Annotated in this window: 16 protein-coding genes; 10 read left to right on the forward strand and 6 right to left on the reverse strand. The window is 29.4% G+C overall.

Translation table 11 applies throughout. The annotated features are described in order from the left end of the window. The first annotated feature begins 1266 nt into the window (after positions 1-1266). Genes HX088_RS04125 through HX088_RS04135 form a run of 3 tightly spaced genes read left to right on the forward strand, consistent with a single transcriptional unit; the run spans position 1267 to position 3345 of the window. Positions 1267-1476: a hypothetical protein gene (locus tag HX088_RS04125; protein WP_225542526.1), complete on the forward strand. Its 210-nt coding sequence runs from the start codon at positions 1267-1269 to the stop codon at positions 1474-1476. A 54-nt stretch (positions 1477-1530) separates the two neighbouring features. Next, on the forward strand, positions 1531-3021 hold the full coding sequence (locus tag HX088_RS04130; protein ID WP_286483513.1) for a MauE/DoxX family redox-associated membrane protein: 1491 nt from the start codon (positions 1531-1533) through the stop codon (positions 3019-3021). A gap of 48 nt (positions 3022-3069) precedes the next feature. Beyond that, positions 3070-3345, forward strand: a complete 276-nt coding sequence (locus tag HX088_RS04135; protein ID WP_286483514.1) for a DUF6520 family protein — start codon at positions 3070-3072, stop codon at positions 3343-3345. Positions 3346-3378: 33 nt separating this feature from the next. On the opposite strand, the gene HX088_RS04140 is transcribed toward HX088_RS04135, so the two are convergent. Genes HX088_RS04140 through HX088_RS04150 form a run of 3 tightly spaced genes read right to left on the reverse strand, consistent with a single transcriptional unit; the run spans position 3379 to position 10152 of the window. Then, on the reverse strand, positions 3379-5790 hold the full coding sequence (locus tag HX088_RS04140; RefSeq protein WP_286483515.1) for an alpha/beta hydrolase family protein: 2412 nt from the start codon (positions 5788-5790) through the stop codon (positions 3379-3381). After that, positions 5777-7141, reverse strand: a complete 1365-nt coding sequence (locus HX088_RS04145; RefSeq protein ID WP_286483516.1) for a RagB/SusD family nutrient uptake outer membrane protein — start codon at positions 7139-7141, stop codon at positions 5777-5779. Before HX088_RS04145 ends, HX088_RS04140 begins: the two co-directional genes overlap by 14 nt. Before the next feature lie 11 nt (positions 7142-7152). Further along, a complete protein-coding gene (locus tag HX088_RS04150; protein WP_286483517.1) occupies positions 7153-10152 on the reverse strand; it encodes a SusC/RagA family TonB-linked outer membrane protein in 3000 nt (999 codons plus the stop codon). A 1597-nt stretch (positions 10153-11749) separates the two neighbouring features. Here HX088_RS04150 and HX088_RS04155 point away from each other — a divergent pair. From HX088_RS04155 to HX088_RS04170, 4 genes are all read left to right on the forward strand, one after another. Next, positions 11750-12007, forward strand: coding sequence for a helix-turn-helix transcriptional regulator (locus HX088_RS04155; RefSeq protein ID WP_180906609.1), 258 nt, complete (start codon positions 11750-11752; stop codon positions 12005-12007). A gap of 296 nt (positions 12008-12303) precedes the next feature. Then, positions 12304-13014: a hypothetical protein gene (locus HX088_RS04160; protein ID WP_286483518.1), complete on the forward strand. Its 711-nt coding sequence runs from the start codon at positions 12304-12306 to the stop codon at positions 13012-13014. Between the two features lie 276 nt (positions 13015-13290). Then, positions 13291-16527, forward strand: coding sequence for a hypothetical protein (locus tag HX088_RS04165; protein ID WP_286483519.1), 3237 nt, complete (start codon positions 13291-13293; stop codon positions 16525-16527). A gap of 245 nt (positions 16528-16772) precedes the next feature. Continuing rightward, positions 16773-17357, forward strand: a complete 585-nt coding sequence (locus HX088_RS04170; protein WP_286483520.1) for an SOS response-associated peptidase — start codon at positions 16773-16775, stop codon at positions 17355-17357. A 26-nt stretch (positions 17358-17383) separates the two neighbouring features. Here HX088_RS04170 and HX088_RS04175 read toward each other — a convergent pair whose 3' ends face one another. After that, positions 17384-17608: a hypothetical protein gene (locus HX088_RS04175; protein ID WP_286483521.1), complete on the reverse strand. Its 225-nt coding sequence runs from the start codon at positions 17606-17608 to the stop codon at positions 17384-17386. Positions 17609-17719: 111 nt separating this feature from the next. Here HX088_RS04175 and HX088_RS04180 point away from each other — a divergent pair, with 111 nt between their 5' ends. From HX088_RS04180 to HX088_RS04190, 3 genes are all read left to right on the forward strand, one after another. Continuing rightward, entirely contained in the window at positions 17720-18988 is a 1269-nt protein-coding gene (locus HX088_RS04180; RefSeq protein ID WP_353619280.1) for a Y-family DNA polymerase, read from the forward strand. Next, a complete protein-coding gene (locus tag HX088_RS04185; RefSeq protein ID WP_221854660.1) occupies positions 18989-19447 on the forward strand; it encodes a LexA family protein in 459 nt (152 codons plus the stop codon). A gap of 65 nt (positions 19448-19512) precedes the next feature. Continuing rightward, positions 19513-19962: a hypothetical protein gene (locus HX088_RS04190; RefSeq protein ID WP_286483522.1), complete on the forward strand. Its 450-nt coding sequence runs from the start codon at positions 19513-19515 to the stop codon at positions 19960-19962. Positions 19963-20099: 137 nt separating this feature from the next. On the opposite strand, the gene HX088_RS04195 is transcribed toward HX088_RS04190, so the two are convergent. Together HX088_RS04195 and HX088_RS04200 are read right to left on the reverse strand one after the other, a co-directional pair. Then, positions 20100-23267: a type I restriction endonuclease subunit R gene (locus HX088_RS04195; RefSeq protein ID WP_286483523.1), complete on the reverse strand. Its 3168-nt coding sequence runs from the start codon at positions 23265-23267 to the stop codon at positions 20100-20102. 1 nt (position 23268) lies between these two features. Next, entirely contained in the window at positions 23269-25536 is a 2268-nt protein-coding gene (locus HX088_RS04200; protein WP_286483524.1) for a DUF262 domain-containing protein, read from the reverse strand. Between the last annotated feature and the right edge of the window lie 6 nt (positions 25537-25542).

The raw sequence follows: 25542 nt of genomic DNA on the forward strand, positions 1-25542 counted from the left end.
GGTAATGTGGTAATGTGGTAATGTGGTAATGTGGTAATGTGGTAATGTGGTAATGTGGTAATGTGGTAATGTGGTAAGCAAAATTAAAATTTTGAAGTAAGGTTTGTTTGTTTTTTCTTATTAATTTCTTCGTTCTCTTTCGTGATGGATTTTGTGATTCTGGGGTTGTCGAAGAATCTCTTCTTTTTTCATTTTTTATTCATGAACTATATTATTTTATGAATATTGAATTCATATGCTCTTCGGGGAAGTTTTGATACAAAAACATTTGAAATTAAAAGGAGGAGCCATAGTATGGCTTAGTAATCTTTTTCTTTAATGTCACTTTTTTATTCATTACTTTTCTATTTTTTTATTTGTATTCATATGCCCTTCGGGTAAGAGCATCCAAAAAAACATTTGAGATTAAGAGGAGGAGTCACGGTGTGGCTCAGGTAATACTTATTTCTTACTTTCATTTTTTTATTCATTACTTATCTATTTTTATTGTCGGTATTCATTTGCCCTTCGGGGAAACTCATCTAAAAAAACGAAACAAAAAAAGATGCCGACAGTAGATTCTCAATGATTCAACTTGCTATATTATTTCCATAAAGTTGGCAACTCGCTTCGCTCAAACACTCCAACTTTTTTATTTCAATAATTTCGAGTTGAATTACATTTTGATTCTAAATCGTCGGATTTTTAATTCATTTTTCAATATTCAAATTCACTTTTAACAATGGATTTTGTCATTCATTATTATCGTCTAAGTCTTCGATACAACGTTTTGTAAACGCCACTTTGACTGACGATAATAAGAAGCTGAAATGAATTCAGCTTGACGATTTATTTAGATTCATTCTGGGTTTGTCGAAGAATCTTATTTTCATTTTTGTCTTGACACAAAAACGAAACAAAAAAGTCAAGTCTTTGATTTTCGACGGTCAAAATTAGTTTCAGCCATTGAATGTTTTAGATCATTTGCTACGCAAACAGTAAAACATTTTAATCATGCCTCTCAACTTTTTGACACTCGCCTCCAAATCTTATGACATTTTCTATATCCTTTTTATTAATTCAAATTCGTTGTCATTTCGATTCTAAATCGTCGGAGTTTTAATTCATTTTTCAATATTCAAATTCATTTTTTAACCGCAAATCATTTAACATTTGGAGTGTATGAATTTATAAATTAGACATGCATTTTATGTTTTTGACGCATTGACATACCTCCTATTTATTACGCTAAACCTAATTTCGATACAAACTTTAAAATAATAAACTATGAAATCTATTTATTTAATCGTACTTGGGTGTTTTGTATTCAATAGCTGTATAGAAGATGAAAATATTCTTATTGAAACCCCGATTCGTTCAGAACGTATTACTATTACTTCTTCTAAAGATAGTATTAAGGATAGCATCCCTTTTAAAAACGACCCACCTCGTGATAAAGATCCCTATACGAGAACTATTGATGAAGATGAAAACTGATATTAGATGTTAGATGTTAAAAAGCTATTTTTTATGAATTAAAACTTCTAAAAGATGAGAAAAATTGCACCGTTTATACAAACATTCATCTGCTACCTATTTATTATTTTGTTTATTTACGCAGCAGTGAGTAAACTGATGGATTTTGAGAATTTTCAAATTCAATTGGCACAATCACCATTACTAAGTGCATACGCAGGATTTATTTCTTACGCCGTAATTATTGTAGAAATTGTAATTGTATTATTGCTTTGTATCAAGCGAACACAACAAATTGGGTTGTATGCTTCTTATGGTTTGATGCTCGCGTTTACAGTTTATATCTATCTGATTATTAATTACAGTGATTTTGTCCCATGTTCTTGTGGTGGAATTTTAGAAAAGCTTGGCTGGACAGAGCATTTGATTTTCAATATTATTTTTGTTGGATTAGCTGTAATTGCTATTTACTTGGAGGAATCAGCAATTTATCAAAAAATTAAACGAAAACTATTCGTTACTTTCTTTGCTATTTCGATTGTTTCAATTGGAAGTGTCATTATTCTATTTCTTACATCTGAACACATCATCAAACAAGAAAATAATTTTACCAGAAGGTATTTACAGCATCCAATTATCGAAGAAAAAGCGATTGATTTAGGTGCTAATTCTTACTATTTTGCAGGTTTTGAAAACAATACGCTATATTTAGGAAATCACACATCTCCTTTAATCATTACGAGTATTGATAGGGATCTTACTAAAATTGATATGCAAGCTATAAAATTAGATCAATTAGATTTTAATTTCAGATCTATTAGTCTTAAAGTATTTCAAGACGAATTTTATATTTATGATGGTAGTGTCCCAGTTATATTTAAAGGACGTTTACCTAATTACCATGCTAAATTAATTAGTTTAGGCACAGCTTACTTTTCTCAACTTATTCCATTAGGAAACAATCATTTTGCAATGAGAACACACAGTAATAAATTGAATTATCAAGTTTTAGGTTTAATTCATTTAGACACAGATGAAGTTAAATTAAAAAACAATATTCTTGAAAAACAAATTGATGGTGTATTTGATATAGATGGTCAACTCAACCATGATCCAATCAATAAAAAGATCATATACAATTACTACTACCGTAACCAATTTATTGTAATGAATGAAAACTTAGAAATACAGCATCGATTAAGTACTATAGATACCATACAAAAAGTACATATCAAATTAACTACATTAAAAGATGGAACAAAAAAAATGAGTGCGCCTCCTCTATTAGTGAATAAAAATATGAATACGTATCAAAACATCTTGTTTAACGAATCAAACTTAATGGGAAAATATGAATCCCAACAATTATGGAAGCAAGCATCAGTTATTGATATGTATCAAACTGATCGAAACCATTATATTGGTAGCTTTTATGTCCATCATCGACAAAATAAAAAGATATCAAATTTTCTGGTAACCGATACTCATTTTTATGCATTAATAGGTAATGAATTGGTTGGTTATAGAATGGCGCCTACTGTAACTAAACAATTCAAAATAGAGTAAACCGAAAATCTATTTTAAAAAGAGTAGGTAAATAAAAAACACATTAAAATGAAAAATTTTAAACAAATCATTTTACCAGCTGTCATTGTATTAATGGGAACTGGTGCTGCTTTTGCCACAAACAAAGCGAAGAAAGTTGGATGGGATCCAGGCGATCCTATATATCGAATTGATAATAATCAGAATTGTGTACTAGTAACAGAGAATCAAGACTGTACAACTGATGTTGGTACGATATGTACAACTTCAATGTCAGAAGAATTATTTGGAAAAAATAATGTGAATGACACAAGTTGTCCTATTATTTTATATAAAAATCATTAGATATTGATGGAAGGGGAATACTCCCCTTCCTTTTTATTTTAAATAAGAATTGAACCATTCTAAAGCCATATCCCTTAATACTCGTTTATTTTTCTCCTTTTTAATAACGTGATTTTCATCTGTAAATAATATTAATTTAGCTGGTTTATCTAATCTTTTTAAAGATAAAAACATTTCCAACGAATTATTCCAATCTACATGATTATCATTTTTCCCCGCCCATAATAACAAAGGTGTATTTACTTTATCAGAAAAATGAATTGGACTTTGATTAAAATACCTCATTTTATCATCATAAAAAGATGATTTCATTCGTATTTGATTATCCTCTAACATCGAAAATCGAGGCATATTAAACGAATTATTTATAGAATTATAAAATGATATTAAATTACTAATTCCTGATCCTGAAACCGCTGCTTTAAAATTTGAATCATTACCGACAATAAAATTAGTCAAATAACCGCCAAATGATATACCTATAATTCCTAATTTATTAGAATCAACAGATTTTAAATTTTCTTTAAAATAATCTATATATTTATTCAATGAGTTTACAGCCGATATTGCAGGGATACCGTCAATAAAATGAAGATCTGGCAAAAACACCATATACCCATTATTTAATAGATGTAATAAATTAAGCCCGTTATCATCTCCATAATTATGATATAGAAAATTATTGTATAAATACGATTGTTTATCATATATATGAAATACGGTCGGATATATCTTTTCTGGGTTATAATTTTTTGGGAAATATAAAATTCCTTTAAAAGTTACCCCTGATGAATCTTTAAATGAAACGAATAATGGCTTTTTTAATTCATAATTATTTTCTTCATTTTTATAAATTACCTTTATATTTTTACTCTTCAACGTATATTTTTGAATAGAAGGGTATATCAAATTGTCTTCGACTATATTATAGAATCCTTTTGAATAAGGTAATAAATTATAATTTTTCATCTCACTATCAAGCACATTTATTAAACTATAATTTTGTAATTTAAAGATTGTTGATCCTACATCTCTATAACCGACTAAATACACATTTTTATCTATATCAATCATTCTATCAGCATTGTAAAATCGATCTTCTAGTGCTATTTTATTATAATCATCTTTATCGAATTTATAAAGAATCTTATTTTTATTTAAGTCAATAATAAACGCTTTATTTCGATGAATAATCAAAACGCTCATTTTATCTGATAACCAGTAAGGCTTAATTAAACTTTGATCGTTTCTGTATTTATCCTCTTCTTCAAATACAAGATTACCTTGAGTAAGGTTAAACGATTTCCTTTGATCTACATCGTAACAATACCAATCTTTATCTTTAAAATATAGAAATTTCCTGCTGTATGGAGATAAAACAATAGAGTTAGGTAATAATTCGAATTTTTCAATAATCAATTCTTTTTCATTTCTTATAAAATCATAGATATAGATATCCGCTTCTTTATAGTATTTAGAATACGTAAACCATTTATCCTTATCTAATCCTAAAAAATAATGTTGATTCTTGGCATACATTGAATTAACATGGTCAAAATTTGGAATTTCCACAAGTTTATTCTTAACGCTATTAAAAACAAAGGTTGATTCTGAAGTATTCGTTAATGTTTCTTTTTTAGATAAATCCGTATAAAGTAGTTTTTCACTCGAATCCCATAGTTCATAATCTGGTTTTATATTTTGAGTATTTTCTACTTTATTATTGGTTTTTATTACTAAAACTGAATCACTGATTGAATTAATGTATTTAATACTTTTAGAAAAATCATCCATTTGTATTACTCTATTTCTATTTATTAAATTTATAATTAAATGATTAGTGTTTGTAGAAATTGTTAAAAATCCATTGATATCCTTCATCGTAGCCATTGAATCATAAGATGTAATACTATCGATTTGTTTTTTTTCTAAATTATAGTATTTTAAGTCTATTAACTTGTTGTTAGGATGTTTTTCGGTAAAATATAGACCATTAAATATTGCTGGTTTTATAATCGCATTTTCTGCTATTAGATTAGTGAGGATATTTAATTTATAGTCCATTATTACATATTCATTATTATCTTTTAGCTTGCCTATTAATCTTTTCTTAAACAAATACAATTCTTGATATCCCACTAGTTCTACTCCATCGCTATCAAAATTTTCGTAATATATATAAGTTCCATTTATATCAATAATGAAAGATTCGTTTTCTAATATAATTGTTTTATCCTTATTTATATTATCAAAACATTTATTCTTTTTAGAATTAGATATACACAAATCGAATTGATTCGCAGTAACATTCTTTCTATAATAAAACAGATTATCACCCTTATTGTCAGTGTGATGGAGGAAATATTTGTATTGTTCTAAATTTTGAGAAAATGTCATTACAGGTACTAATAATAATACTATTAATATGTTTTTAATAACCATCATTTTGAGGATTTAGATTAGGATTCAATAAAATTTCATTTTCAGGAATAGGAAAAAAAGCGTGATGTTTCTTATAATTAGGTTTTATATTTTGGAGTAATCCTAATTTATCTGTTCTTTTCAGGTCTAATAATCTGGTTCCAAACTCAGCAAACAGTTCAAATTTTCGCTCTTTTAAAATAGATAAATAAATGTCCTCGTCATTTTTAATAGAAACTAAACCTGCACGTGTTCTTATCAAGTTCAAATCATTCAGACTTTCCTCTCTTCTATTTAAATTAAAATAAGCTTCAGATCTTATTAAAAAAACTTCAGATAATCTGAATATTATTAACGATTCTATCCTATTGGTTGTAGTTGACCTTTGTTTATATTTATAGGGGTAATACTGTGTTATCGTACCATTTGTTACAGTATTCATCCATTTTGTTTTTCTTAAATCGTTGTTTTCAAACTCATTCACAAACTCGTTATTTAAGATAACTGTTGTTGATGGATACGATGATGGTATAAAAACTTGTGCTATAAAAGTATTTCCATTAATTGTTGATGCATCCAAACTCCATATACAACTACTACTAGCAATATTAAATTCTGAATCTAAATTTAGATTTAGTTTGAAATCACCTGAATTAATAATCTTACTAGAATACAACAATGCTTTATCCCATTGTTTATTTAGCAAATAATATTTTGAGAACACCATATAGTTACTATATCTATTTATTCTCGATTTATCTTTTAATACAGGTAACTTATCAAAATAAGATTCTCCTAATTTTAAATCACTTTCAATAAAATCATTAATTTGAGATTGATTATTTTTTTTAATTAGTTTGTTCACTTTATAATCGGAAGATTTTACATAAGGAATTTCATTAAAAAGCTGATTTAAATTGAGGTATATTAAAGCACGTAAAGTATAAGCTTCTCCCAAGAATTGTTCTTTATTTTTTGTAGAAATCGTTTGACTTAGTTGAATATTCTCTATAAAAAAATTAATCATATATAATTGTTCATAGCTTTTACTCCATAAGTAAGAAAAAGAGGTATTTCGAGAATTATGTGTCAATGAATTTATTTGTTGCAAATCAAAATCTGTCGATACATTATTCAATTCATCTGCATAAAGCCCTAAAACTATTGTTCCTCCTTTCATTTGACCAGAGAACAAACCATTATCTCTAAGATTACCATAAATATTTAATAATGCAGCTTGGGCTGTTTCATCGCCATTGTATACTACTGCACTTGTTAATTGATTGTTTGGAAGATCAACCTCCAATAAATTTTCACAGCTATTTAAAATAGGATTGAGTAAAAAAATATATAAAATGATATTTAAATTTTTCATAACAAATAGATTTAAAAAGTTAATTTGGTTCCAATAGAAATTGATTTTAAAGGAGGTAGAAATCCTATATTTAAAAATTCAGGATCATAACCAAAATAATTAGTATATGTAAAAAGATTGGTTCCCGTAGCATATATATTAAGTTGTAACTTATTACTTAGAGAAAGTTGATAATTGACTGTTATATTTTTAAGTCTTATGTAAGATGCATCAGTAATAGCTTGGTCACTTTCTTTATAAAAACCAAATGCACTCAAAGCCTCTGAGCGGTTTCCACTTGTATAGGCTTGATATTTTGCTGTTCGATTATCGGTAGACCAACTATCTAAGAACTCTACAGGTAAATTTAAATTATGTCCATATAAACCACTGTTACTAATAAAATTATAATTCAACCCCTTATAAAACTGAAATAAGAAGCTTAAAGACAGATTCTTATATGTTATGGTATTATTTAATCCACCATAAAATTTTGGTTGCAAATCAACAATCCCCTTTTTATCCCCTATTGAAGATATGGCTCCATCTGAATTATAATCTTTAAAAGTAAATAAACCTGTATTTTGATCTATTCCTGTGTAGGTATATACTTTCTTGATATAGGTAGACGATCCTATAATATAACTATTGGCATAGGTTGAACTTTCTAAATCTGGAAATTCGATTAGTTTGTTTTTTGGAAATGTTATATTAAAGTTTGTAGACCATTTGAATTTATTTTTGTGAATCAAATTAGAGTTCAATTCTATTTCTAGACCGCTATTTCTAACCTTAGCATTCAAATTATCTTGAATTGTATTAAATCCTGTTGTATAAGGAAGAGGTATGCCCACCAATTGATTCTTAGACAAATTAGTATACCAAGACAAGGAGAAGTTTAGTTTATTGTTTAGAAATGATACATCTAAAGCTGTCTCAAATTTTGTTGTTTTTTCCCAACTAAAATCAGGGTTATATAATCTGGTTGGAGCAAGTCCTAAGCTTCCATTATAAACCGCATTACGCAAAGTATACGTATCTAAGAACTGATAGTTGCCAATATTATCACTACCAGTAGTACCATAACTTGTTCTGATTTTACCGAAATTAATCCAATTGATATTTTTTATAAAATTTTCTTTCGAAAAAATCCAAGCTGCACCAACTGCACCAAAATTAGCAAACCTGTTATTGGGTCCAAATCGACTTGATCCGTCACGACGACCAGTTATATTTAGAAAAAGTTTATCTGAATAATTAATATTAAAACGTCCGAAATAAGCCAAATATTTGTATTCAGTTATACTATGATTGGATATTTTTTGGACATTGGCGGCAGAAATATTTTTCAGTACATCATTGGATAAGAAATCATTCCCATTCATGTCCAATGTTTCTCCATTTTGATTCTGATAACTCATTCCTACTAATCCGTCCATTTTAATTGTTTTTAACTCAGCTTTATATCTTAACTGAGGTTCAATAACATAGGATTCTAAATCATAGTTACTTAAGTAAAGTGAGGAATATTTACTACTAGATCCAGATGTTGAATTTGGGTTATAAATCGTATTAGGTTGTATTTTTTTTTCATTATTTATCGATTTATTAAATCCGAATTGATTCACAAAATCCAAATTACCTAATAAATTAACAGTCATTTGAATGGAAGAGTTTAAGGATTCTATTTTCGATAAATATTCGGCATTTAGATTTGCTAATGGATTTGTAAATGTTCCATTTTCCCAATTTAGGCTTCCATCATCATTGTATAATTTTGGAGCATTTGGAGAAAGCGTATATGCTGTTCTGGCCAAATCATTTAATGGTAAATTATTGTAATACACTCCATATAAAGTTTGTCCTATAAGTTGAAATTTACGATTAGTTGATTGGTGATTAATATTTAATAATACTGTAGATTTTTTATATCGAAAATTACCTGGATATACACTTGTTTCTTCTCTATGATTGGTTTGAAGCATAAAAGATGTATTATCGTTTCCGCCAGAGATACCTAATGTATTTTGATTTGTAAAAGCATTACCACCTATTAACTCTTTTTGCCAGTCCGTATTACGTGTTTGATCCCATGTTCCATTTATATCATACGCATTAGTGGGATATATAGAAATGCCATCATTTGCAAATGCTTTATATCTCATTTCTAAATATTGAGCACTATTCATCATCTCCAATTTATTAATCAATTTACCTATTGACATAGAAGATTCTACATGTGCTCTAATTCCTCCTTTAGATGTTTTTTTTGTTGTAATTAATATTACGCCGTTTGCACCTCGCGAACCATAAATAGCTGTTGCATCGGCATCTTTTAAGACTTCTACACTTTCAATATCACTTGTACTAATTGTATTCAAAGGATTAATACTTGCTCCAGACAGTATAGTTCCACTTAAAGAGCTATTAATAGATGATGCTATTGGTACACCATCTACAATATAAAGTGGTTCGTTTCCCTCTCGTCTTAGACTATTTCGTCCACGTATCTGAATGTCATAACCTCCACCTGCATTTCCAGAGTTTTGTACGATACTCACGCCAGCCATCCGTCCTTGTATAGCAGAAAGTACATTATTCACAGGTTGATTCTCAATTTCTTTAGCCGTTACACGTGCAATTGACCCCGTTCGTTCTTTGTCTTTTACGGAATAGTACCCTGCATTTATTACCACATCTTTCAGCTGAATTCCCTCCTCCTCTTTTGTAAAACTTACATTGATCACGCTTCTATTCAATACCTCTTCTTCTCGAATAGGGAAATCCAATTGCTCAAAAATTAGTTTAGCATTATCCTGTTGTAAAGTCAACGAATAGTTTCCATTATCATCGGTAAAGGTGGAATTATCGGTACCCTCCTCTTTTACCATTACTCCCACTATCGGGACTTGAAGTTCTTTTACCGTACCAGTCACGGTTTTTCCTGTTTGTGCCAACAATGATGTTGTACAAAACAATCCCAATAATACAGCAAATGACTGCCTACTGAGTTTGAAGTAAAATTTTTTCATAATTTTACATAAGTTTTTTAATTCAACATTTGTTTTAAAAGCCACTCCTTTTCCTGTACATCGCGCCAACTTTGTTTTGGGGAAAGGAGGTTTTTTATTTTTTACGTTATACGTTTTACACTTAAGGTTTTACGTCATTATTCTTATTAATATTCTAATTCATTTTTTACCAACGAATTTTAGAGTCGACATACGATTTGCAGACGAGTTTCAATCCATTGAAACAAGCGTAAAAAAGATTAGTGAGCGATAGCGAATCATTTAATCTTTTTAGTGCGTGAAATGGTAATTGAACGTCGAAAATCGCGGTCTTGACTTTTTTGGTTCGTTTTTGTGTCAAGACAAAAATGAACGTAATAAAATAATGAACTTCTAATTATCTTCTTATTATCGTAAATTCAATTTAGAATTTCATCTCTATTTTTCGCGCTTATCTGTTTATGCCTCCTAGAAAAATCCCCCTCCGACAGTTTTAAAAAATACATTAATAAATGAAAACTAAAAATTAACACTAATCATTTTATGAAGATCATTTATACTCTTTGAGTTGTCTTCGGGGGATGAGCTGTGAGTCTATATTCTTATATTCGTTATGTTTTTATTTTATTCAAATTCATTTTTAACACGGGCACTGAGGCACTCGAAGTGCAGAAACTTTCTGTTTCTTTTTCTTCTAACTTTTACCTTAATGCAAAGTCTGTGCTAACAGAGTATGTGATTACAAAACATCAATTCTTTGATTTTCGACGGTCAAAATAAGTTTCAGCCATTGAATGTTTTAAATCATTTGCTACGCAAACAGTAAAATATTTTAACCATTTACTTCAACTTTTTGACACTCGCCTCCAAATCATATGACATTTTTTTAATCCTTTTTCAAATACATAATACATTGTACTTTTTACATCGTACAACTCTAAAATCTCAATACTAAAATCTAACGTCTCACATCTAAATAATAGGTAGCAGAACCCCAATAAATTTGGAAAATGATATGAAAGGCATTACTTTTAGTGTGCGAAAAAAAAGAGTATAACCATGCTGTCAAAGTCTCCTTACCGAGGCTCTGATAGAGAGCGTGTAAAGAAAGGATAGCCCTTTGCTTTACGATCCGTGTTTTAAAAATGTTATAAAAACGGAGTATTGTTCTTTAAAAGAATTAGTAACACCAACAGACTTTGTCTGGTGGTTTTTTACGGATGAATGGAAATTGTTTCGTTCTCATTTTGTGTTGGGTTTTATGGAACGATGTCTTCTATTCTTGATAGAAGTAGAATAAAAAGTCAGAGAAACGATTTACACTCCTTCATTATCGTGAGGAAATCCGGTAAGAAAACCTTTAGAGTAAACTCTTGCCCAATGAAGTACAAACGCATAAATCGCCCTCTGGAATTATCGCAAATATATGAAAATCCCAGTGTATTGGGCGACTTTCTGTACTCTCTAGGGCTTATAATTTACCGGATTATTCCCGAATAGAGAGACATCATTTCGTTAAGTCAAATAGCCTTAACTAATTGTGTCGCTTTAAACATATATCAAATATACAATGTTTGACATTAAACGCCAAACTTTTTTAATAAATATTTTAAATTATATGAAAATTAATCGATTAGATATTGTTTTTAAAGAAAGAAATGTACAAAATAGAGTCATTGCTAAATTTATTGGTAAAACTGAATTTACAATATCTAAATGGCGAAATAACAAAAGACAACCTTCTTTGGAAGAACTAATTGAGATTGCAAAATTACTAAGAGTAAGTATTTATGATTTAATAGAACCAACAAACTGGGACAATGAAAAATCTGAAACTTACGAGGAGTTTGTGAAAAAAGTAAAAGACATTAAATAATTAAAAACGTTTAGTTTAAAATAAAAATCTTAAATTCGAAATGAATATAAGTCATAGGCATGACGTTCATTTATTACTCAGGTGTTGGTTTTAAGGTTAAATATATCCACCTGATTTTTTTATTATACATAAATACATAGATTAATATAAACAAAGGGTTCTATACAGAGCCCTTTGTTATTTATACAATAATGGTTATAAATTAGATTAATTTATATATTTGTTTTTACGAAACTAAAGCTATAGTAGTTTCGTAAAAAATAATAATGTGACGCAATTTTAAACAAATATTAATTATGAATAAAAAGAAAATTCTACTAAAAACTAGTATTTTTTTTTGTCTAGTATCTTTTTTAATTCCATTTTTTTTAAAGAGCAATAATGATTCTTGGGTTACAGTTTTAGGCACAGCTTTTACATCTTTAGGTGCAATTGCAACTTTCATAACCTTATTAATAGCTATATTTTTATTTAATAAATTTTCGCTAGATAATAAATTTTTAGAAAACCAAACACTTAAAGTTTTAGAGCTTGCTGATTATTTAAAAGGTAAAACAATTAAAATAAAAACTGAAAATTTCACATATTATCTAAGATTTAATATAGACGACCCTAAATTAGAAAAGGAATTATTTTATGAAAAAATGAAATCAAAAACAGTTGTTATAAATTTTGACGATTTCAGCTTATTTACCGACACTATTCTTGAAATGAAAAGAAGTTATTGGTTACCACAAGAAATAAAAGAAAAATTAGAATTTTTAAACATTTACGGAATCAAAGAAATACCTGATAATTTAGAAGAAGCTAATTTGGCAAAAGTATTCTTTAAAGACAAAAGTAATAATGAAGATTTTTATGTTACATTACCAAATTTAACTGTTGAAGAATTATTGTTGAAAAAAAATATACTTGTTAAAGAAATTCACAATTGGCTTAATAAGTATTCTGAAATTAAAATTGATTTAAAATTAGAAGAACCAGAAAAATATATAGATGAAAAATAAAACTTCTGCTAATAACTAAGCTTTTGTCTTGCCAGGAGGGCATGAGATGTATTGAAATCACTGAACACAAATAACAAATAAAATATATAACCTCGCTAAGTATTTTTTAGCAAGGTTTTATTTTTACACAATAAGGTGTTTAATGTAGTTTTGTTTGTATATTTGAGATTAATATAACGAAATGTAGATATAGGGAATATTTAACGAAATTTTTCTTATTATTTATTTCGTAAATAAAAAAAATTTGCGACATACTAACTCAACAATCGTATAAGAATGAATGAACGAAAATTTCCAACACCTTCACAATTTTATAGAAACCGAAGGCCTGAATTCTTCTCCGATTCAAAAATTGTTTCAAAAACTATTTTACCAAGAGAACAATTAGCTTATGAAATAAGTCAAATTTCAACTAATCAAAAGCATGATAGTTTTGAAAATTTATGTAGAAAACTTACCGAAAAATTAATTACTCCAAATTTAGTTCCTCAAGTTGGACCAACTGGTGGTGGAGATGGAAAAACTGATTCAGAAACCTATCCTGTATCTAGTTTTATTTCAGACAGATGGTATGTAAGCGGTAATAAATGGAATGAAAGTGAAAATTGGGCTTTTGCAATAAGTGCAAAAACAGTTTGGAAGCCAAAAGTAAAATCTGATGTAAAAAAAATAATTGATACTAACAGAGGCTATTCTAAAATATTCTTTTTCTCCAATCAAAAAATTTCTAGTAAAAATAAAAAAGAAGTTCAAGACCAAACTAAAAAAGAATATGAAGTAGAATTGATTATTTTGGATGCTGAATGGATTTTAGAAAATGTTTACAGCAATCAATTATTAAACGAAGTAATTGAATCTTTGAATCTTTCAAGAACATACTTAGAGGAAAAAATTGTTGGATCAAAGGATGCTGAAAGAATTAAAGAACTTGAAGAATTAGAAAGTCAAATTAATTCTCCAAATCGTTTTTTTGAAATCGACTTTCAGTTAGTCGAAGATTGCCTAGAAAGTGCAATAATTTCTAGAATGTTAGAGCTTCCAAAAGCGGAAGTAATTGGAAAGTTTGAACGTGCTTTGAAGTTTGCAAACAAACTCGATAATATTCAATTAAGAATTAGAATTCATTATCAACTTGGATGGACACTAATCAATTGGTACGACGAATACAAATTATTTTACAATGAATTCTTAAGTGTAAAAGAATTAGTAAACCTAGAACCAAACATTAACAATATTGAGTTTTATCTAAATCTATCCAATATTCTTAAAACAATATCAAATGTTGAAGAAGCTAAAGATGTACTTATAGTCGATTATGAAAAAGAAGATCAAGATTTATTATCATTTTTAACGAAGTGTAGTCATAATCAAAATAAGCCATCAACATCTCTACTAGCTAAGTTTTATTTAGCATTTTTTCAAATCAGAGTGAAATTAGAAAATGAAACATCTGTTTCTAAAGAATTAATAAGTCTAAAAGAATATTTTACACAAAGTAAAAGCCACTTAGATATCCCTTTTGAGCAATTAAAGGGATTTGTAGAGGTTTACAATAAAATACTACCTGATAGTAAAGAGTATGATAACTTAATTGATGTCATTGCAGAAATTGAAGCTGTTAGAATTTCTGACCTAACATCAGGACAAACATATCTAAAGAGAGGGGTTGCAAAATTAGAAAACAATTTAAATAAAGAAAGTTTAATCTATTTTGGTAAAGCTTCTAGAAAACTTGCTAAAGAAGAAACTCAAACTGAATTTTATTATTGTTTAATACTTTTAAGTAATGCCTATTCAAAATTAGACCTTTATTGGGCATCATACAATGCTTTAGTTTCTGCAACTAATATTTTTGCAAACAACTGGTTTACAACTGGAAGCTTAAACCCTAAATTTCTAAAAAGTGTTGAGAAAATTCTAAAGAATGAAGTAATAATTGGAAGAATACCTGTATTATTATGTTGGTATGAACTTTATTTGGTTTTACAAAGATATTTTCAGCAGGACGTTGAAGATAAAAACTCTGAAAGTATATCAACCGAGCATATTACAGATTCATGTTTGTCTGTTCGATTATTAAATCTGAATTTCAAAGAATTTGGCAACTTGAAATATTTACCAAAGATTTTAAGTACAAATGAACTTTGGTTAAGTGAAGACGCTTCCTTATATCTATTAGGTAACGAAGATTTGATTGAATTAGATGAAACAAAAACATCACTAAGGAAAGAAAACTTCCCAGAATACTTTAATAATTGTGCAAATCAGCCATTTGTTGAGCAAATAGCTTATGAAACAAATTTCTTAAACTCTCAAGAAGTTCATATTGAAAGTCAAATTCTTGGAATTCAGCTTAAAGTTATATTTAATCAGAATCCACAATTACTAATTTTAGCGGAAAATATTCTTGCATATTTTGAGTCTTTTTTAGCAACTTCATTCGAAGAAGCTTTTCCAATAGCTGAAAATATAAAAATCTATATTGATTACACGGAATTAAATGACAACTTCAAATTAGAAGTTGTCAACAAAAATCATTTCAAAATACATTTAAAAAATTCAGTAATTTATAATGGAGAAAATTTTAAAAATCTTATAGATGAAATACTTCCTCTAATACTTGGTGGAAATTATATGTTTAAGGATATTAAAGAATTCTTAAATAATCTATTTAAAAAAGATGAGGTTCATGAAAGATTATCTATAATTATAGAACATAATAATTTCCTTACAAATGTATTAACTAACAATCCTAAATTCTTTTTACAAGATTGGATAAATAATAATACATCAGAATTTAATTTACTAAGAACAGAGTCTCCAATAACTATAAATAAGGAATTGCAAAAATTACCAAAAAATGAAAAAGGAGAAAAAGAAAAACCAAATTTTCAAAACGTAACCCATAAAAAAATCAAAGCGGAAACAATTATTAATACTGAATTATGGGATAATGCCAAATGGAAAGCATTTGGATACTTTTCTTCATATAATATTCCTTTTGGTTTAATAATATCATTCGAGAATATTGATTACGGAAAAAAAATATTTAATGAGTGGATTGATAAATATGGGAAAGTCGATAATAATGAAGAAATTTCCATAGTAATTATCAAAGGAGTTGACAAAAAAAATCCATTTTGGTATAAAGTATTTATTAGTAAAAAAGTAGATAAAAGTAAAATGGTGGATGGTCAATTTATTTCTTTATCATCTCGTTTTCATCGAATGGAAGCTCAAAATAGCACAAACCTAGATAATCTTTTAAAGGGATATGATGCTTACAAAAAATTCATACTAATTCCAGCACATATTGATTCTAGCTTTCAAATGACACCTATAATTGAACTTGGAATATTGAAAACTGAACTCACTATAAAAAATGCATGGGAAATTGGAATTCATGACTTTGAAAAGGTTGTAATTACAGAAGATGATGATCCAATTATACCTGATAATATTAATGATGCGCCTATTCTGAAAGTCATAAAAGAAAAACCTTGGAATAGATAAGCATGGTCGCAGAACATTGCTAACTGTTACGCAACACTAATTTAAGTACAAAAACACAAATAGTATAAATAGTAACCTCTTTAGAAGCAATTTTAAAGAGGTTTTTTGTTTTAACGAGAAACTGTAGTACATTAAACTCTATATAAAAAACATTCGTTTTAATTCTTCTACAATCATTTTAATTGATTCAATTTTTGATTGTTCTTTTTAGTAGTAATGATTACCTTTATTCAAAAGTAGATGCTATGTGTTTTCATGTAAAAGTGACCAAAACAAAAGAACAGATTGAGAAGAAATCGAAGTTGAAATTCAAACCTGAGGTAACATTTACGCCAAATCCTCATTTCAAAGGTTTTGATCATCCGAAATTACCTGTGATAACCAATCAACAAGATTTTATTCATTTGTTGGAATGGGGTTTAGTTCCGCATTGGGCTGGAAATGATTTTAATTCGAATAATACACTAAACGCACGAATTGAAACTATTGATGAAAAACCATCTTTTCGTGATGCTTACACGAATCGTTGTGTGATATTGGTTGATGGTTTTTATGAATGGCGACACGAAGGCAAAGACAAAATCAAATATGATATCGGAATCAACAATAATTTGATCTGTTTAGCAGGATTGTATTCAGATGATACGTTTTCGATTGTTACGACTGAAGCTGTCGGAATTATGGATTATATCCACAATACAAAACATCGTATGCCTGTAGTTTTAAATGATGGTGAGAATTTGATGAATTGGTTAGATTGCAAACCTATTGTTCCATTTACAAATTTCAGCTATCAACGAGAAGATGGTCAAGTGAGTTTATTTGGTTAATCATTACCTACTTTTTTTCGAATTAATTAAATATCAATATCTCCAAAATACTGATTTGAAAACCAACCGAGCCAAAACATATCTGCATCGGTCTGAATTTCACCATCTTTTAATATAAATTCTACTGAAGAATTATCATTATTTAAAATTACGTTTATAGAATATTTTGTTTTTATTGCGATACCAATTGTAGTTTCGTTTAACGCTTCATTGATTGAATTAATAATTGAAGATTGAGCTGTTATTTTCATAAATTAAAATTCTTGATAAATGCTCATATATTATTACGGTTTTCCGTAATAGAAAATATTTAACACTTTTCGACGACACCTTGTAGCGCTTTATTTGCTCAACTTTGTAACATGATGTACGCTTTAGTTGACTGCAATAATTTTTATGCTTCGTGCGAACGAGTATTCAATCCGACGTTGAACGGAAAGCCAGTTGTGGTGCTTTCTAACAATGATGGTTGTGTAATTGCACGTTCTAATGAAGCCAAAGATTTAGGGATTCCAATGGGTGCCCCTGCTTTTGAATACGAGAATAATTTCAGATTAAATAAAATTAATGTATTCTCATCCAACTATGCCTTATATGCGGATATGAGTAATCGTGTGATGACGATTTTAAAATCATATTGTCCTGATATAGAAATTTATTCAATTGATGAATCTTTTCTTCTTTTCAAAGGCTTTGATAACTATGATTTGGTAAAGTACGCCCAAGAAATTAAACAAAAAATATATACCATTACCAAAATCCCTGTTTGTATTGGTATCGCTCCAACTAAGGCTTTAGCTAAAGTGGCGAATCGAATAGCAAAGAAATTTCCGAAACATCATAATGGAGTTTATATGATTGATTCGAAAGAGAAAATGGACAAAGCCTTAAAATGGTTAAAATGTGAGGATATTTGGGGAATTGGGCGACGTTTAGCTAAACGTTTAGCTTTTATTGGATGTAAAAATGCGTATGATTTTACGTTATTGAGTGATGAATATCTTAAACGTAATTTTTCTATTGTTGAACTGCGTTTGAAAAAAGAATTAATTGGAGAAAGTGTACTAAAATTAGATGAAGTTCAACGCAAAAAATCAATTGCGACTACTCGTAGTTTTGAAAAAACAATCAATGATTATGAAAATCTGAAAGAGCGTGTTTCTACTTTTGCTGTTTCTTGTGCCGAAAAGCTTAGAAAAGAACAATCTAAATGCAACATTATTACTGTTTTTGTGATGACCAATCGTTTTGATGAAAAGCAATCATTTGTTTCAAACTCATTAAGTACAACCTTAGATTTTGATTCGAATTCGAGCATTGTTTTGTCCAAATCTGCTTTATTTTTATTGGATAAATTGGTACCTACCGAAGGAAAAGTTCCTGATTATAAAAAAGCTGGCGTTATCGTTTCGGCTATTACGCCCGATAATCAAGCTCAAATGAATTTATTTCACGAAGATTCTCCAAAACATAAAGCGTTGATGAGTGTGATGGATAAATTAAATGCAAATTATGGCGATCATATGCTTAAATTAGCTTCTCAGGATGTGCGTAGAAAATGGAAAATGAAGCAAGAACGACTGTCACCTTGTTACACAACAAGATTTACTGATATTTTAAATGTGTATTAAATGGTACAGTTTATTCAAGTTCCGAAATTCTCAGAAGAGTTAATCAATATCCCTATCAAAACAGATGGTGAAAAACGATTTGTTCAATTTTTTGGTGATGTTTCGGCTGGTTTCCCCTCTCCTGCTGCTGATTTTGTACAAAATAATATAAGTTTAGATGAAATTTTACTGAATCATCCCGAAGCAACTTATCTTAATCGTGTGGGTGGCGAAAGTATGTATCCTGAATACCTAAAAGGTGATTTACTTATCATACGATCTGATATCGAACCAAGACATCATGATGATATTGTGGTATCAGTCAACAATTCCGAATATACCTTCAAGCGATATGATGCCATCAATAAACAGTTGATCTCTCTAAATCCAAAATACAAAAATTGCATTCAATTACAAGATGAAGATGTGGTCATTATTTTGGGAGTTGTTACTGATTTAGTGAGGCATAAGAGGAAATAAATCATTTCTAATGTTTTATTTATAATTTATTACATTTTATCTAACTTTAATAAAACCTCAAAATAATGGAAAGAAATTTTTATATTATAAATATGCATAAAATACTTTATCTGGCAAGAAATTTACATGAAAAAGGTTACAATAATTTGAGAGTTATTCCGTCATTGTCATCGTCAGGAATGTATTGGAGATGTATATTTCTAGTAGATGTTAATGGAAAAAGAAATAATCTTTATATAACAAATTGGATTCAAGAATTTTATGATGTTAATCTTAAAGAAATAGATCTTGATGAATTAACGAGATTATTTATATCAGAAGAAAAAGAATTTCTAAAAAATGCTAAAAGCGAAAATAATCAATATGTTGAATGGTTTAAAAATGTACTTGAAAAAGTAAAAAAAGATGAGTTACCATATGCTTTTTCAGATTTTTATTCATCAACTCATTATTGGAAAACTTCAATCGGAAATAAAATCAAAATTATTCCTGGAGAAGAAAAGTATAATTTTTAAACTAATAAATCAGCTTCTAAAAATTCATTTTAACGATAAAATCCAATGATGATTCAGTTTTTCAATAGTATCTGAATCAAAATCAGAACAGGTACAAAACGTGACATCAGCATAAACTTGGCACATAAATTTAAGTTTTAAAAATTAGAGTATGAATACACATGCTGATACACCTCTAAGCTTCGCAAACTGACTTCTTCATCTGTATATTTTTCTTCAGGTAGCCATAAAAGTTGATCATAAATTGTTGTTTTTACACCTGACCGTATTTCGCGACTTTCTTTCCAATTCGGAATATTTAGCTTTTCACGTTGAAGTGTTTCTAATGTTTCTATTGCTACTTTTTTAACCATTTCCTTCTCCCCATCTGTTAGCTTTTTTCCTTTTACTAAAAGATCGAAAATAGATAATGTAGGTTGGTCTAGATTCTCTTGAAAAGCACGCTTTTCTTCTCCGGAAAGCTGCTGGATAAATTGTGTTAGACTTTCAAAGCTACGCTGTAATTCAATATCGGATTTACCATTATTATACTCTTCTACAATTTCTTTGTAACGTTCGTAAAACTCTAAACGCAATGGATTCTCACGAAGCATTTGTTCTAATTTTTGTTCGACCGCCTTATTAAGATCATAAACCAACTCATTTTTACGTGGTAGTTTTTCAAAAGCTTTTTTTAACGCTTCAATATTGAATTTCGACAAATCAATATATACATCAGTAGGTTCAGACACTGCATCTATTGATACACTTTCATTCACTACTTTTTGCAATCGCATAATGACCTCTGTGACATCGGCTGATTTTACTTTTTGATTCAACCTAATATATAAAGCATCAATCGCATTGTATTCTTTCACAAATTGCTTTGCCTGTTTTTCAGGGAATAAAGCTTTGTATTTTCTAAACACATTACGAGCTGAAATTTCAAACTTAGCTCTTGTCCCGTCATTACGACAAATTGCATTTGCCCCATTATTAATGGCTGCTATTTTTGACATCGAATTTGCTTCTATTAATGTTTGAATATCAAAATCGAGTTCTAAAAGCATACTGACCACTTCATCAATTGCTTGTTTGATCTCATTACCCATAGCTTCTAATTGCTCAAAAGGTTTTTCTTCTTTATCACCAGATTTATTCCCCTTATCACCTTCTCCATAGATAGCATAAGCTTTTTCTAATTGCTGGTAAACATTACCGTAATCGACGATCAAACCATTTTCTTTTTCATCATCGTACACACGATTGGCACGAGCAATGGTTTGCATTAATGTATGACCTTTTATGGGTTTGTCCAAATAAACCGTAGAGACACAAGGTGCATCAAATCCCGTAATCCACATGGCGCAAACAATAGCTAAACGGAAAGGATTCTCTTCATCTTTAAATTCCTTTTCTAAATTTCGTTCTACCATTTTGCGACGATGACTTTCGATATCCAAATTCATTTTCTTGAATTTATCTACCTCATTTTGCTCCGAGCTTACGACCACACAAACTTCAGTTTCACTTACTTGTTTGTATTTACGTTGAAGCTCTTGTTCTTCTTGAATATCTTCTGCTTTATTTATTCGAGATTTCAACTCCAATAGATAATCAGGCCAATATTCCATTACGTAATCATACATACGCACAGCAGTAGGTTTGTCTAAAGCTACAAACATAGCTTTACCTTGATAACCACGTTCATTAAAATGCCACACTAAATCTTTGGCAATGGCACGAAGACGTGATTCTGAGGTAAGAATAGGATATTCTTTTTTGAATAGGTAAGCTAATTTCTTTTGTTGATCTTCATCCAAATCTTCATTCTCTAGAATTTCAGCCATTTGCTCATCTAGTGCTGGATTTTCGATATTTAAACGTTCACCTCGATTCAAGTATTTTAAAGGTAATGTAGCTTCATCTTCAATCGCACGTTTAAAATCATAAACCGAAACATATTCCCCAAAAATGTTTTTGGTTACTTCTTCTTCATCTTTGATGATTGGCGTTCCTGTAAAACCTAAATAAGAAGCATTCGGCAAACCATAAAAACGCATATTTCGCGCATATTTACCACCTTGTGTACGGTGGGCTTCATCCGAAATTACAATAATATTTTTACGATCGGTGATCAATGGATACTCGGTTTCCTTTTCAGGATCAATCGAGAATTTGTGAATCAAAGAGAAAACATAACGGTGATTTTCACTTAATAATTCACGCAAATGTTCACGTCCTGAAATACCACTCTTCTTTCCTGCTATTATATTCTTATTATTGACAATGCCTACTCCAGAGAATGTATCATAAGCTTGGTTTTCAAGCTCGGTACGGTCAACCACAATTAAGAACGTGTAAGCACCACCAAACTTGCGATGAATTTTTTCACATAAGAAAACCATAGAATACGTTTTTCCCGAACCTTGAGTATGCCAATACACCCCTAATTTACCTTCTAAATCTTCGATATTTTCGACATTATCCAATACACGATTCACACCAATAAACTGGTGATTCTTCGCCATTAGTTTGACGACGTTGCCACTGCTTTCATCAAATAGTAAGAAGTTCTCGAAAATATCCATTAAGTTCTGTTTAGAACAAACGCCTCTTAGCATAGTATCTAAACTCACCACACCTTCTGCCTCTTCGGTAATACGTTTCCAATCCAAAAAATATTTGTATGGACTGGTTACCGTTCCTACTTTGGCATCAGTTCCATTAGAAAGGATCACAAACGCATTGTGGTGAAACAAATGTGGTATGGTATCTTTGTAATCTTTGAAATTATCATCATAAGCGGAACGTAAATCCACTGCATGGGATTTGAGTTCTATAAAAACCAAGGGAATTCCATTGACAAAACCTACCACATCAGGTCTGCGATTGTGCAATTCTCCAGTAACTTCCAACTGACGAACGGCTAGGAAATCATTATTTTCATAGTCGTTGAAATCAAAAACACGTAAGGTTTTCTTCTGTGCTTTGCCTTCAGCGTTTGTAAACGAAACTTCAACGCCATTTTTCAACAACTGATATTTCGCCTTATTTTGTTGTGCAATAGTTTGCCCAGCTATCTTTTGAACGATCTTCTCGATAGCACGTTTGTATGCCAGATCAGGTAAATCAGGATTATATCGCTTTAAAGCAGCCAATAAATGACGCTCTAAAATTACTTCTGTCTTATTATCTCGCCCCAACAAACCTTCCTCACCAAACGATTCATTTTGCCAAGCCGTTACCACTTGCCAACCCAGCTCTTTCAGTACATCTTCTGTAGCTTGTTCTATCAATTGATCTTCTGAGTATTCGTAGGACATGTTAGTTGGTATTAATTACATCATTAATAAAATCTATAGCTATTTCAATTCTATCCTTATCATTTGTATCCTTTAAAAGATAATGAACCGCATATTCTTCAATATTGAATTTAGACAATACATCTTCATTTAAACCAACACTTCCTTTCATAATTCTCCAACCTTCAAATTCACAAAACATTTCTAAGCCATTCTTTAATTTTAATGGTGAAGTACCAGAATATTGCAAGTAACAATCGTGTTCATCACAAATAGATTTATCATTTATGAGTTTACAAATTGTCAGTACATAAGGATTGATATGATAAGCTACCAAAGGGTTACTACCCTCTGTTCCTAATAACCTTAAATTAAAATCGTTATCCCAAACAAAATAATTTAAATTAGATAAAAATTGAAAGTATTTAATAAAATAATATTTCCAAGAACGGTCTTGAGAATTAACCGATAACCAATCTTGAATAATTTCTCTCAAACGACTTTCTGTATCCCCTATTTTTTGTGAGTATTTCAATATCAATTCTTGCAATATTCCACTTATAGCTGGATCATCATTAGTTAATATATAATCCCAGTTTTCTTTTTTGCCAAAGTACCAAGATTCTCCCATCTTAGTATGTTTTACATATACTCCTCCGAAACCACTAGTAATTAGTGCTCTAATTTTTAGAGAATCATATACATCATCTGACCATATTGCATAAATTGTTTCAGTTATTTCATCTACATTATTGGTATTAATGAAAGGAAATAATTGTTGTATTTGACCACCAAAATATTTGAATTCTTCTAATTTATTTAGACAAATGCCCTTTTGACGCAATTGAGCTTTTTCATTCTCATTCGTTAAACTTTGGTCACTGATATCAGTTCCTTTGTTATTAATTTTATTTGATAATAATTGATCATATGGTTTATCAACTAATAATTGTGAGAACAATTTCCAATAATTACCAAAATCATTAATACGGACGTTAGTATTGTATTTTGTATTATTTTTTTGCCTTCTTGCTTGAAGCAAGTTTCTAGAAATTCTTAAATAGTCTCTTAAACCATCACCAACTAATATATCTTTATTAAAAACAAGATATTGTAAAAGATTAAACAATATAATTTTAGTTCTTGCATCTTCACCTCTAACAGATGGACTACTGATAATCTGTTTAAACAAATTATTGTATTCACAATTATTCCAGAATAGAGTGACATTATTATAATCTGCAAATTGGTTTATTACCGAGCTAAAGAAGTTATCTAATGAGGTCTGGGTATGAATTTCATATAGTTCATCTAAAGATTTAAATAAAAACAACAAATGCTCTTCTTTTGAATAAACCTGTTCATATTGACTAAAATGATTTGTAAAACTATCTGCATTTACATTCGTATGGTCAATGAAAAAGCACATTTGAGTAATAAATTCAAAATAGTTAAAGAATTCATCGTCAATAATCGTTTTATTTCCTCTATAATGCCAAAATAAATCAGTCCATTCTTTTTCAATGCGATAAGAAAAGTAACCAGCATAACTAATTTGACCTTTTACAGGATGAGATAGTTTTTTATCTTTATAGTATTTTTCTATCAGTTGAATAAAATTGGCTTTAAAATTTTCGAAAGTAGTAAGTTGTTTACCTCTCGCATTCATTTTGATATACAATTCATCAGTTAAATCAAAACCCTTAGCTCCAAGATTGAGGCACTCAAATGTAATTAATTCATCATTTGTTAGAAGATCAAATACATTAGATACTTTAACATCATGGAAAAAATCATGTATCGCCTGAATCATGACTAACATGGCTGAAATCGTAGGATCTGTTTCCCAATTACTCACAAACCAATTTTTATTTTTCAAGGAATCGATAAAACTATTGTCTCCGACCGTTAATGGAAGGACAATTTCATTTGTTACAATTGCTTTACAAAATTCTCTTGAACTTATTCGTGTATCGTATTCAAAACGCAATAATTCCTTAGGACATTTTTTTTGTTCTTTTAGAGAAAAGTACCAATGTATCAAAAAAAGAGTTGTCAATCTTTGTTGACCATCTATTGGATAAAAGAAATCATTTTCCACTTTCCCGTAAACAAAATCAAGGTGTAATTTTCTATTATTTTCTATATGTTCTTTTATATTCGTAAGAAAACGATTACGTTTTTCTTCTTCATTAATTCTACCCTGAGCGTAATCCCTCTGAATAATTGGTATGTTTATTTTATTCTTAGTTATTAACCCCCAAAAAGTATATGTATTATTAACTTCCATTTTACG

The organism is Empedobacter sp. 225-1 (genome assembly GCF_030328185.1).
GTDB lineage: Bacteria > Bacteroidota > Bacteroidia > Flavobacteriales > Weeksellaceae > Empedobacter > Empedobacter stercoris.